The sequence below is a fragment of the Streptomyces sp. NRRL S-350 genome (assembly GCF_000719705.1).
Classification (GTDB): domain Bacteria; phylum Actinomycetota; class Actinomycetes; order Streptomycetales; family Streptomycetaceae; genus Kitasatospora.
Genome location: NZ_JOHO01000012.1, coordinates 116,205 through 127,491, shown reverse-complemented (window position 1 = coordinate 127,491; position 11,287 = coordinate 116,205). Strand labels below are relative to the sequence as shown.

At 72.2% G+C, this 11,287-nt stretch carries 10 protein-coding genes; 1 reads left to right on the top strand and 9 read right to left on the bottom strand.

The genetic code is table 11. The features are described 5' to 3' along the window. Nucleotides 1-75: 75 nt before the first annotated feature. Together IF30_RS0114805 and IF30_RS0114800 are read right to left on the bottom strand one after the other, a co-directional pair. Nucleotides 76-309, bottom strand: a complete 234-nt coding sequence (locus tag IF30_RS0114805; protein ID WP_030237436.1) for a hypothetical protein — start codon at nucleotides 307-309, stop codon at nucleotides 76-78. A gap of 60 nt (nucleotides 310-369) precedes the next feature. Continuing rightward, nucleotides 370-2,148 (bottom strand): hypothetical protein, encoded by a 1,779-nt coding sequence (locus IF30_RS0114800; RefSeq protein WP_030237432.1) that lies wholly within the window; start codon nucleotides 2,146-2,148, stop codon nucleotides 370-372. Nucleotides 2,149-2,491: 343 nt separating this feature from the next. On the opposite strand from IF30_RS0114800, the gene IF30_RS48640 reads away from it, so the two are divergent. After that, on the top strand, nucleotides 2,492-3,199 hold the full coding sequence (locus IF30_RS48640; RefSeq protein ID WP_030237429.1) for a hypothetical protein: 708 nt from the start codon (nucleotides 2,492-2,494) through the stop codon (nucleotides 3,197-3,199). Between the two features lie 96 nt (nucleotides 3,200-3,295). On the opposite strand, the gene IF30_RS0114790 is transcribed toward IF30_RS48640, so the two are convergent. From IF30_RS0114790 to IF30_RS48635, 7 genes are all read right to left on the bottom strand, one after another. Next, a complete protein-coding gene (locus tag IF30_RS0114790) occupies nucleotides 3,296-3,607 on the bottom strand; it encodes a hypothetical protein (protein WP_158835060.1) in 312 nt (103 codons plus the stop codon). A 224-nt stretch (nucleotides 3,608-3,831) separates the two neighbouring features. Beyond that, on the bottom strand, nucleotides 3,832-4,323 hold the full coding sequence (locus IF30_RS0114785; RefSeq protein ID WP_051710307.1) for a hypothetical protein: 492 nt from the start codon (nucleotides 4,321-4,323) through the stop codon (nucleotides 3,832-3,834). 95 nt (nucleotides 4,324-4,418) lie between these two features. Further along, nucleotides 4,419-5,090, bottom strand: a complete 672-nt coding sequence (locus IF30_RS0114780) for a hypothetical protein (RefSeq protein WP_030237419.1) — start codon at nucleotides 5,088-5,090, stop codon at nucleotides 4,419-4,421. Next, nucleotides 5,087-7,555: a DEAD/DEAH box helicase gene (locus tag IF30_RS41500; protein WP_051710304.1), complete on the bottom strand. Its 2,469-nt coding sequence runs from the start codon at nucleotides 7,553-7,555 to the stop codon at nucleotides 5,087-5,089. The genes IF30_RS0114780 and IF30_RS41500 overlap by 4 nt, the downstream gene beginning before the upstream one ends. Before the next feature lie 71 nt (nucleotides 7,556-7,626). Further along, nucleotides 7,627-8,328 (bottom strand): hypothetical protein, encoded by a 702-nt coding sequence (locus tag IF30_RS0114770; protein ID WP_030237415.1) that lies wholly within the window; start codon nucleotides 8,326-8,328, stop codon nucleotides 7,627-7,629. After that, nucleotides 8,325-10,529, bottom strand: coding sequence for a hypothetical protein (locus tag IF30_RS0114765; RefSeq protein WP_030237412.1), 2,205 nt, complete (start codon nucleotides 10,527-10,529; stop codon nucleotides 8,325-8,327). The genes IF30_RS0114770 and IF30_RS0114765 overlap by 4 nt, the downstream gene beginning before the upstream one ends. A gap of 5 nt (nucleotides 10,530-10,534) precedes the next feature. Next, on the bottom strand, nucleotides 10,535-11,167 hold the full coding sequence (locus IF30_RS48635) for a hypothetical protein (RefSeq protein ID WP_030237410.1): 633 nt from the start codon (nucleotides 11,165-11,167) through the stop codon (nucleotides 10,535-10,537). Between the last annotated feature and the right edge of the window lie 120 nt (nucleotides 11,168-11,287).

Genomic DNA, 11,287 nt, shown 5'->3' with positions numbered 1-11,287 from the left:
TATTCAAGCGCATGCGAGGAGCTACGCCACCTCGGGCCCGACGAGGCGGCGGCCGGAGGCGGTGAAGTCAGGAAGTCAGGAGGTGGGGCGGCCTCGGCGGGGGCGGGCCTGCCAGAAGGCGTCGAACACCTCGGGGTCGAACAGTTCGGTCGGGTCGCCAGGGTTCAGAGGGGTAGGTGGGGGCGGGCTGTCGGGGTTGTTGCGGTGGGCGGTGGCGGCCTGGGAGAGGGCGCGGGTGATGGCGGAGCGGTCGACGCCGTAGCGGCGGGCGAGGGCGGCCCGGGTGAGGGGGACGGGGGCGGTGGTCATCGCGCGGCCTTCCGTGAGCAGACAGCGGCCCCGCCCCGGCGGGGCGGGGCCGCGGGTGGGTTAGCGGTGGTGCAGGCGGTCGTGGCGGCCGATGCCGTCGCTCATCGCGTCGTAGCACTCCACGCCGCAGGCGAGTCCGAGGCTGGCCGACATCCACCCCAGGGCGGGCAGGAACTCGTTGTCGCCGGGTTCAGTGGCGCCGCAGTTGTCGCAGTGCTTGACGTCCGGGCCGGGGCAGGGCAGGTCCACCGGGGCGCTGACCGCGCCGGCGGCCTGCTGGTTGTGGGCCTCGCGCCACGTTCGCCAGGCGGAGCGGGCGGCGGCCTCGGCGAGGTGGGTGGCGGTCCTCTCGCCAGCGTCGGCGTCCTCGCCGCGGCTCCACCATCCGTCGGACACCGTCCACAGGGTGCGGACGGTGCCGTCCAGCAGGGTGAAGTCGTGCTGCGCCAGCGTGACGGACACGCCCCACGAGTAGTGGTTGTCCTCCCACTCCTTCAATGCCCGGGTCTGCTCGGTGCGGGCGGTGGCGAGGGCGGTGCGCAGTTCCTCGGGGACGGGCTGCTCGGCCCACGCGAGCAGGTCGACTGCGTGGCGGCCGACCGCGGTGGGGGTGAGGGTGTCCTGCGCGACGGCCTCGGCGACGGTGCGGATCCTTTCGCCGTCCTTGCGCAGTTCGTAGGCGCGGTGGGCGGTGATGCCGGCGTCGGCGAAGGCGGCGGCTTCGGTGGCGCTCCAGCACCGCTGGTGCTCGTACTCGCCGTGCATGGGCTGTCCGGCCGGCTGGGAGTGGCTGTTGAGGTCCCATCCGGCGTCGGCCCACTGCTGGGGGGTGCGGGCGGTGAGGGCGCGGGCGTCCGCGCCGGTGCGCACCGCCATCGTGTGCAGCAGGGGGTGCAGGCGGGCCGGGGTGTACTCGGTGCCGGTGAGGCGGGCGGCGGCCTCGGCGTCGGCACCGACTTCGGCGTAGGCAGCCGCCGAGCGGGTGAAGGCGTCCTCGACGCGCTCGATCAGCGCGGCGCGCTCGTCGGTGAGCGGCACCACGTACTCGGTGAAGTAGCCGCCGGCGCTGCGGCGGACGTAGACGGTGCCCGCCTGCGGGTCGACGGCGAGGTCGTGCTCGGCGCGCTGGCGGGGGTAGTCAGTGGGGACGCGGCGCAGGGTGGGCGGCCAGTCCTTGAAGAAGCCCGGCACGCGGCCCTCGGAGGCGTCGGCGGGGAAGGGCGGGATGTCGGTGCGGTAGCGCAGGCCCAGCAGGCGGTGGGCGTCGCGGCGCAGGGCGTCGTGGGGGTCCTCGTCGCTGGTGGCGACGACGGCGTAGGCGTCCTTGTTCTGGCCGTCCAGGCAGGTGAGGGGGACGTCGTGCACGCGCAGGACGGTGCCCGGCTGCCAGCTGATGCGGCGCTGGGGGCCATGGCCTTCCAGCAGGAGGGCACCGGCCACGACGGTGCAGTACTCGGTGCGGGGCTTGGTCCACGACTCGTGCTCGCCCGCGACGGCGAGCAGCAGCCCGGCCCAGGTGAGGTCCAGGCGGCCGGTGGTCTCGACACGGTCCAGGCGCACGTCCACGTCGCCGTGGGCGACAGCGTCGTGACCGTCGCGGCCGAAGGCGCGCCGCAGCAGGTCCAGCACCGTCTCGGTGTGCTCGGCGGCGAAGTGCGGCACCGCTCCCTCCCAGCGGTCGAGCCGCAGGGGCGCCAGGTGCTCTCGGTACAGCGGGTTCCGCTCGCTGGGGACGTCGACGCGCGGGCCGCCGTCCTCGGCGCGGTACCAGTGGAAGCCCTTGCGGGTGTAGGCGTGGCTGTGCCAGCGGTCGGCCGGCGCGGCGGGTTCGGTGATCATGGGGGTGCTCCCTCACGGGGGTGGATAAACCCGTCTGCGGGTGCGGACGGGCCTGCCTCGACAGGTCCAGCCTGGCACGCCCCCTCAAAAGTCGCAACACATGTTGCGAATTAACAGGACGGAAAAACCGGCCCGGGGAGAGCTGTCGAGGCATCCACCACCGGACCGGCCCGATCATCCTCGCACGTCAGCCCCGCCACCGGGCCCGCGCCCGCACGGCCGAACCGCGCCTTCCAACCTCCGACACCGGCAGTCCACCAAACCGGCACGCAGTGTCACAGCCCCCGTCTACCGTGGAACCCGCCGCCCGCTGGCAGCGCCCGCCTTGAGAGGACCCGCCCGCATGTCCCGCATGTCCCGGCCCGATCCCGCCGACGTGATCGCCCGCACCCTCGCCGGGTACACCCTGCCCGGCCACCCCTACCCCGGACAGCTGCCCGACGAGCTCGCCCCTTGGCACTGCTACGTCGTCGACAGCGGCCACTGCATCGTGGTCACCCTGCCGAAGAAGAACGGCAAGCCGCCCCGGGAGCGCGACACGGTGCCAGCGCCGGTGAAGGCCGTGCTGCGCACCGGGTGGACCATCCACAACTACACCGGCTACGTGGTGTGCGACCTGCCCTACGACCGTGACCTCGGCCTGCTGGTGGACGAGGCCGACACGGAATGGGACAGCCCCGCTGCAGCCACGGAGGGAAGCACCACCGGAGGCACGACGGCGGCGGCCTGGAACTTCATGCAGCTGGAGCTGACCGCCCCGGGCGCCGCCCCGATGATCGGACAGGGCGGACTTACCCGGGAGCAGGCTCTCGCCGAGGTGCAGTCGTTGCTGGACCGGGCCGCCCTCAGCAGCCCGCTGTTCGTGCAGGCGGCCGAGACCTGGCGCCGCGGCGCGGTGGACGACACTGTGCATGCCGGGCCCTTCATCTGGGCGATCTACGAGCACCCGGCCGACGAGAACCCGACCTTCGCCGCCATGGCCTGGCTCGACGATTTCTCACAGCGCGGCACCGGCGCACCGGCTACGTGGACCACGGGCGGCGCCGACTAGGCGGTAACCGCACCGCGGTGGGACGACGAAGCGGCGGACGCCAGGGTGGCGTCCGCCGCTTCGTCGCCTCCGGGGATCTCTCCCGGGTAAGGGGGATCAGACCTCGGGCAGCAGCTCCAGCGCCTCCTTGGAAGCCGTCGATCCCTCGGCGGCCAGAACCGTACGGACGTGCCGCAGCACACCGGCGGGCAGCTCGGCGCGGTGGATTGTCTCCACGGGCGCGGTGCGAGTCCATCCGGTACGGTCCAGCAGCGTGGCCAGGGTGATGGTCCCGGCATCCCAGGCGCAGGCATTGTCGAAATGCACGGCGACCTGCGAGACGGATTCCAGAACGCCCTCGGAGTGGAGCCGCTGGAGGATGCCCTGCGCCTTCTTCTTCTGCGCAGCGGTCAACTCGTGGTACTTCATCGTGGACCTCTTCATCATGGGAGACACCAGCACTGATCGGCCTGGTGCTATCCCCATAGGGGGCTGATGAGGGGCGCGAGCCGCGCCGGCCCGGAGGGCCATCCCGAAGCGGGGCGATGAGATTTCAGGCTAGCACCGCGCCGCTCGAACAGGACTGACGGAAGCTCAGCCGTGCGAGGCGTGCCGGGATCCGCCGGGGCTGGGCCGGGCGTCCTGGCCTTCTGTCAGACGGCTGTCGCCAGTTGGGTGCTGGCTTCTGCCACCAGGGCGTCGCAAGCGGCCTTCGCCCTGATGCGCAGGCGGTCGACCTCGGCGAGCGAGGCGGCGCCGCGAAGGGCGAAGGTTGCGGCGACGGCGGCCTCCGCTGCGGGGGCGAGGGCAGGGCAGGTCATCCGCAGGGCGAGGCGCGGCGGGGTGACGGCGCTGCGGGTCTCGTGGACGGCCGGGGAGTGCTCCTGGTCGACCTGCTCGGGAGCGCTGGGGTTGAGAGCCAGGGCGCGGGTGCGGACGATCTGGGCGCGGCGGTGGTTGTCGAGGGCGCTCACCAGGGCGGTCACCGTGGCGAGGATCTCGGCGCGACGGGCCTCGGAGGTCTGGATCTGCTGCTGGGCGCGGGTGGCCCGCTGCTGCATGAGGTGGCCCAGTAACGTGCCCCCGAGCGCTGCTGCGGCGGCGATGACGGTGCTGCCGATCGTGACGACGGTGTTCGCGTCCATGGCGGTTTCCCCTCAGTGCGGTTCGGGTTCGGCTGGTGGCCGGCCGGGGCTGGGCGGCCCCAGCCGGACGGGAGGTTGTTCTCGGCCGTCGGCCGTCAGGGCGTCCGGTTGGAGAGGTCGGCGGCGGCGAGTTCGGCGTCGAGGCTGTCGGCGTAGTCCTCCAGGGACTGGCACAGCCGCGCGGTGGTGTCCAGGTCGAGCGGCGCTCCCCCACCGCGCTGGTGCCTCCAGAGATGGGCGATGCCCCTCACCATGGCGGTCACCTGCTCGGCCGGGATCAGCAACTGGCCGTCGACGTGGTGGACGTCCAGACGGACCGGCTCCCCCTCTTCGTCCAGGGGCTGCCTGCACTCGTCCTCAACGAACGGCCCTTCCGGCCGGGCGGGCAGCCGGGCCGGACGGGGCGTCAGCGCGCGGGCGAGCGAGCCCTGCCGCTCGGCGACGCGGGCGGCGGCCCGCTCGGCCAGCTCGGGGCGCAGCGACGGCGACTGCGGCGGGACGGTGATGTCGGCGGCGGCTGCCTCAAGGCGGGCCCGTTCGGCTTCGACGAGCAGCCGCTCCTCGGTGGCCGCTACGCCGTCCATCCACCCCTGGCCGTAGTCGTCGCCGCGGTCGCGGGGGCTGTCGAACATCACCGACTCCGCGGCACTGGCGGCCCAGTCGAGGACGTCGAGCTCGTCTCGGGCGATGGCGCCGTCGGCGTAGTCCAGGGAGTGGCCGGCGGCCATGAGGTGCTGCGCGAGCAGGATGCGGCCGTAGCCGTTCATCCGCGGTGCTCCGATCCGGAGGTGGCGGCAGCCGGTGCCGTGCCGCCGTGCTGCTCGTGCAGGGCGTCCAGCAGGCTGATCTGCTGGGTCGTCAGCGCGCCTGCGGACCGCGCCTTGTCCTGCTTGCGCAGCCAGGAGCCGGGGCGGAAGGTGGGGTCGGTCTCCACACCGGTGCGGTTGACCGGGCCGTCGAGCGTCCCGCCGGCCGCGAGGTAGGCCACCAGACGCCGGTAGGAGCGGTTCCAGTCCGGCTCCAGGCGCCACAGTGGGTCCAGCGCGTCGAGGAGCGCGTTCTGTTCGGGGGTGAGGTTGTCGGCCTTGCGCTGGCGCTCCAGCCAGCGGCCGATGTTGTACCCGTCCAGCTGCTCCTTCGTCTTCGCGGCCAGGTGGTCGTGGGTCTTCTGGTAGGCCGTGGCGTAGGCCGCGCCGCGCGCCCAGGCGTGGGCGTGCTTGTCCCAGATCATTCCGATGGCGTTCAGCTCGGAGACCCGGGCCGCGTCCAGGGTGCCCTGCTCGCGCAGGTAGCGCTGGTTGCCGAGCCAGGTGATCAGCTCCTGGTGCCGGTCCTTGTCGGTGACGTCGAGGTGGTGGTGCTCGATGTAGAACTCCGCGGCGCGGGCCCACATCCGCTCCCACTCCTGGGTGCGCGGGCTGAACATCCGGAGCTTCAGTGAGCGCAGGATCTCGGCCGCGTGGGCGCTGGCCTTGATGCGCAGCCACTCGATCGGGTCCGCCGGCTGCGTCACCGCGGCCTCGGTCTCCGTGGCGACGGTCTCGTCCTGCGGGCCGCTGTCCTCGGCGTCGGCCTGCGGGGCGGCGGCCGTGAGCCGGACGGGGCCGGTGTTGAAGGTGGTGCCGGGCTGGGAGCGGTGGGTGCGCAGGTCGGCGATGCGGCCGACGACCCGGGAGTCGACGGAGGCGAGGGCACGCAGGACGTGCAGGACGGAGCGGAACGCGGAGGACTGGATGGCGGCGTCGGCCTCCTCCTGGACCTGGGGGCCGGCCGGGGTGACGATCGCCGGGTCGGCGACGGGGAGGTCGTCGGCCTCGTCGTCACCGGCTTCGTGGTCAGGGGAGGCGATGTAGACGGGGATGATGACGTAGGCGGTCTTGCCCTCGTTGGGGGCTTGGCGGACGGCCCGGCCCAGGGCCTGCACGATGTCCACCGGGCTCGTCTTCGGGTCGGCGAAGACGATGGCGTCGACCGTGGGCATGTCAATGCCTTCGGCCAGCAAGCGAGCGTTGCACAGGATGCCGCACTCCTCGCCCTCCTCCCCTGGCCGGAGCCCGGTGTGGGCCCGGAACTCGTCGAAGGCGGCCTGGCGGATGCGGCGCGGGTCCGTGCCAGCCACCGCCTTGGCCCAGATTCGCTCGGGCCGGTCGTAGTCCGGGAGCAGGTCGGCGGTCTCCACCAGGGAGGCCGCGAACTTCCGCGCGTAGTCGATCCGGGCGTGGAAGCTGATGACCCGGCGGAGCCCGAGGTCGGCGATCGCCCGCAGCACCGCGACCTGCAGCGCGAGCCTCTGCAGGTCTTCGTTGGTGCGCTGGGAGCGCAGGTCGGAGACGGCCGGGAGCGACAGCAGTTGGCGCAGGTCCTCGTCGGTGACCACCGGCACGATGATCTGGTAGTCCGCGATCCAGCCGCCGGTGACCCCCTCTTCGAACGTCCACCGGAAGACGGTGCGCCCGAAAACCTCCTCGTCGTCCATCGAGTACAGGCTGCGGGAGCTGCCCAGCACCAGGTCGGAGAGGTCGCCTTCGGCCGGTTCGTCGGCGATGCGCGGGGTGGCGGTGAAGTACAGCCGCCGCTCGGCCGGGACCTTGGCGTCCTTGTGGACGGCGGCCCAGGTCTTGTCCAGGGCACCCGCGGTGCGGTGGGCCTCGTCGATGATCACGAGGTCCCACCCGGGGAGGCGGAACTCCTCGTGCGCCTTGACGATCCTCTCCAGGGAGGCGTACGTCGCGTACACGGTGACGGGCTTGCCCGCGGGCACCCGGGCGATGAGGTCGGACAGCTCGGCGGCGTCGGTGGTGACGTGGCCTTCGACGTGGCCGCCGGCCTCCGCGCTCTCGAGTGCCTCCTCCTTGGAGCAGGCGGCGATCGCGGTGCCCGTTCGGCCGCCGATGCTGCTCCACGAGCGGGCTGTCTGCTCCAGAAGTTCGATCGTCGGCATCAGCACCAGGACGCGGCCGTATCGCGCGAGGCGCTTGGCGCAGTTTGCGGAGACCAGCGTCTTGCCAGCGCCGCACGCCATCTCCAGGATCGCCCGGCCGCCGTGCCTGACCTCGCGGTAGGCCGCCGAGACGGCCCTGCGCTGGTAGTCGCGCATCGGCGCGATCCGGACCTTCGGCGGCACCGGGCGGCGGCCGGGGATCACGGCTTCTGCCAGGGCCCTGGCGCTGGCCAGGTCGGCGGCGGCCTGCTCGGACAGCTTGTCGCCCTGCTGGCCGACGGTGGGGTTCACGACGGATGTCCTCTTCTCTGGGGGAGCGGTGCGGGTGAGCAGGGCGGCGGCGCCCGGGTGTGATGGCTGTGTCAGGACCGGGGTACCCAGCCGCGGACTTCCAGGTACTCGACCTTGGCGTCGGGAACGGCCCGGCCCGTCTCGACCAGCCACTCCTGCATGGCCTCGGTGACGTCGCCGTGGTGGCGGTCGACCCGCTCGGTCCACTCCGCCGCGTCGAAGCCCTGGTTGACGGAGTCCCCGTAGGACCTCTCCTCGGTGCCGTCGGAGCGGGGCAGGAACCCGCGGCGGAGGCCCGGCGAGTCCCCGTCGTCACCGGCGGAGAGGGTGAACTGGTCGGAGCGCATCCGTACGGTGAACGCCAGGCGCCCGCCGGCCGAGCCGGTGGAGCGCACGACCTTCGCCAGGTGGGAGGCACCCGTCCCGATCGCCTGCTTCCCGGCGCGGCCGGTCATAGCGCGCCCCTCCTGGCCGATGATGTCCTTGCCCCGCACCCGGGCCTTCTGGCCGCCCTTGGTGGTGCGGCGCTTGACGTTGGGGGCCGCGATGGCGGAAAGCGCCTCGATGTCCCGTTCGCCGCCGCGCACCGCCTGGATCAACTGGCGTAGCGCGCCGACCACGCTGGCGCCCTTGCCCTTGGACCAGAACTGGCTGACGTAGCTGGGATTGCGGTCGAGCATGGTGCCGACCTGGCGCTTGGTGTAGCCCTCGTCGAGAAGTTCCTGGGTCAGCCGGGCGGCCTCGTTGGGGTTGGCCGGGTCGGCGGGGCTCATCGCGTACCTCCCTGGTTGTCCTGGCGGGTCTGGGTGAGCTGGATGCGGCCCTGGTTGCGCAAGGCCAGCAGGCCGTCCTCGGTGACGGGGGCGTCGACCGGTCCGGTGAGGTGGCCCTTGAGCAGGTACTCGCCGGGGCGGCCGAAGTACGGCCAGTGGCCGATCGGCTCGGTGGTGTAGATCGCGTCGGTGCGCAGGGCCACGACCGAGCGGGGCGGCAGGTGCAGGGCGCCGACCCGGCCGATGGTCTTCTTGTTGGCCTCGTCCTTGACCGTCATGTCGAGCAGGGCGGCGCGGGCGTCCGACCAGAGCCCGGCGCTCCACTCCGGGTGCGCCCAGGGGTCCCTGGAGTTGGGGGTGGCCCGCTCCCAGAGGATCCGGTCCCCGGTCTGACCGGTGATCATCGCGCCGTCCGGGACCGTCTGGTCGATCGGTGTGCTGCCGTGGTTGACGCGCGGACGCTGGGCGAAGGCCCCGATGCCGAGCAGCTGGATCGAGCGGATGCCGCGAGAGGCGAGGTAGGCGGCGCGGCGGGTGCGCTCGTCGCCGTGCATCTGGGACAGGCCCAGCAGGTACGACCAGGCGGCCTTGAGCTTGTTCGACCACTCGTCGAGCGGGTCACCCTCCTGCCAGACCAGGCCGTCCAGCACCTCGATCCGCCACGGGAGCTTCTGCGGGTTCTCCAGCGCGAGGAGAACTTCGCGGCCACCGGCCCAGGTGGTGAACGTAGTGCCCGGGGTGGCCGGGTACTCCCAGGCGCGCTCGCCGGGCACCGGCGCGGGCAGGACTCCGACGTGCTCCCAGCCGTTCGGGACGGTCGCGCGGATGTGCCAGTGCGAGGGGTCGTACAGGGCCCTGCGCCGCTGCTTGGCGTCCATCGCCGCGAACTCCCGGCCGGTGACACGGCGGGGGGTTCCGACGCTGCTGCGGTGGGTGTGCCGCGCATAGGCGAAGGTGCGGTCGGCCTCGAACAGGGCGGGCAGCTGCTCCGGGACGCGCGGCGGCACGATCAGCTCGGTGCGGCCCTGGCCGGCGGTGGCGTGCAGCAGTCCGCGCAGCTCCTCGCTCATCACCGGGAAGCCCTCCGCCCACTGGCCGGTGGTCGGGATGGTGCGCTTCCACAGGTCCTTACCCATGGCGCTGGGGGCGGCCATCATCACCACGTCGTCCCACTGCTGCTTGAGGGCCTCGTACATGAGGATGAAGGCGTGCCGGACCACGGCGACATCCGCACCGTCGGGCTGGAACCACGCGCCAGCCGAGTGGATCTCGATCGTCGGATTGTTCCGCTCGGCCCCGGCCCGGATGTAGCGGCCGACCGGGTTGCGGTGGTGGACGAGGTGGCTGGCGAGCTGATCGCGGTTCGGGCCGCCGCCGGTGCTCTCCGCCCACCGCTCGCTGGGCGTGTTGAGCCAGGCCGCCACGGCGTCCCTGAGCGTGGAGTAGCGCTCGGCCTCGATGTGCCAGGGGTCTCCGCCGGTGATGTAGATCCGCCGGACACCGGGCACCACGGAGGTGACCGCGTCGAGGATGTCGCCGGGCCGACGGGCTCCGAGGTCGACCTGGACGACGTTCGTAGCCGGGGGCTCCATGGCCAACGCGCCGGTCCGGGTGTCCAGCCACACCGTCGAGTACCACTTCTGTTCCCAGACCGGCCGCTTCTTGTGCAGGTCGGCAACGGGCATCAGATACCGCTCTCCGGCCGGGCCCTGCGGAAGCGAGGGCAGGATTCGGACCGGGCGGGCCTCGGCGGCCGACACCGATGCGGGCGCCTGGCCGCTAGAGGCGTCCGCGGGGGTCTCCGGCACGGCGGGCACAGGGGCCCCGGTGGGAACGGGCTGCGCCGTCGTGTCGGCCGACACCGGCGCTGCGGTGCCGACGGCCTTCTCGGAGGGGCCGGTGGAAGCATCGGCTCCGGTGTCGTCGGCGGTGTTCTTGACAGGGCTCAGGACAGGGGCGATCCGGACGACGTCCGCGAGCTTCATCCCGGCGGCCTTGGCGATCGTCTCGCCCTTGCCCTGGGCATCGTCGAACTGGGCGAGTTCCACCACGAGCTTGGCGCGCTGGTCGGCGAGGGCGTCGAAGGCGGTCTTCTTTGTGGCGAGCACCTTCTCTGCGGTCTCGACGGCGCTCTGCGCCTTCGCCACCTGGGGGCGCAGCGTGCGCAGCTCGGTCAGCTTGTCGTTGTACGTCTCGCTCACGGGTTTCACTCCCCTTCGGTGGGCTGGTCGGTGGTGGTGCGGGTGCTGACATAGGCAATCGGCCCGCTCGACTGGGACGCCAGACGGGTGCCGAGCAGCAGGTCGGCCAGGCGCCGGTCGTCGGTGCCGGCCGGTGCGGTGGTGATGCGATTAACCGGAGCGGTGAGGTCGGTCAGGTATCCGGCCAGGCGGGCACCGGTGAAGCGGTAGCGCAGGGAGGTCCCGGTGCCATCGGCGACCCACTCGTCGAGTCCGGACAGCACGGCGACTACGAAACCGGCGATCGTCACTGGCAGGACCCCGCCAGCCGCCACCCGGGCCGGGTCGCAGCGCCACCAGCCGGACAGGGCAGCAAGCAGCTCGTGCTCGGAGCGGTCGACGTGGAATCCGATCCATGCCCGGTCGGGCTCTTCCACGCGTTCGCCACTGCCCACTCGCAGCACCGCGATTTCGGGTCGCCGCAGAGCGCCCAGGTCGGCTCGCTCCCGTGACCGGAGCTGCTCGACCGCGTCTGTTGGGATGACGGTCATACGACCAGCGGGGAAGGCGCCGGGGACTACCCCGGCGGCCAGCAGCTTTCTGAGGGTCGGACCCGAGCATCCCAGGGCCTTCCCCGCCTGAGCCGTCGTCAGGAACACGCACACTCCATAGTCTCAGCATCGAGAGAAAGACAGTGAGAGCACTCTATGTGAGCGCGGCATCACCTGTCCAATGTCTTTTCTTGCTCGAAAAGACATGCGGACGTCTGGGGCTGCGGC

What these genes read in the sequence shown, in the direction of transcription:
- IF30_RS0114770 (WP_030237415.1), bottom strand. Translation starts at nt 8,328, where the DNA reads ATGAGCCCCGCCGACCCGGCCAACCCCAACGAGGCCGCCCGGCTGACC.
- IF30_RS48640 (WP_030237429.1), top strand. Translation starts at nt 2,492, where the DNA reads ATGTCCCGCATGTCCCGGCCCGATCCCGCCGACGTGATCGCCCGCACC.
- IF30_RS0114800 (WP_030237432.1), bottom strand. Translation starts at nt 2,148, where the DNA reads ATGATCACCGAACCCGCCGCGCCGGCCGACCGCTGGCACAGCCACGCC.
- IF30_RS0114785 (WP_051710307.1), bottom strand. Translation starts at nt 4,323, where the DNA reads ATGGACGCGAACACCGTCGTCACGATCGGCAGCACCGTCATCGCCGCC.
- IF30_RS0114790 (WP_158835060.1), bottom strand. Translation starts at nt 3,607, where the DNA reads ATGAAGTACCACGAGTTGACCGCTGCGCAGAAGAAGAAGGCGCAGGGC.
- IF30_RS0114780 (WP_030237419.1), bottom strand. Translation starts at nt 5,090, where the DNA reads ATGAACGGCTACGGCCGCATCCTGCTCGCGCAGCACCTCATGGCCGCC.
- IF30_RS0114805 (WP_030237436.1), bottom strand. Translation starts at nt 309, where the DNA reads ATGACCACCGCCCCCGTCCCCCTCACCCGGGCCGCCCTCGCCCGCCGC.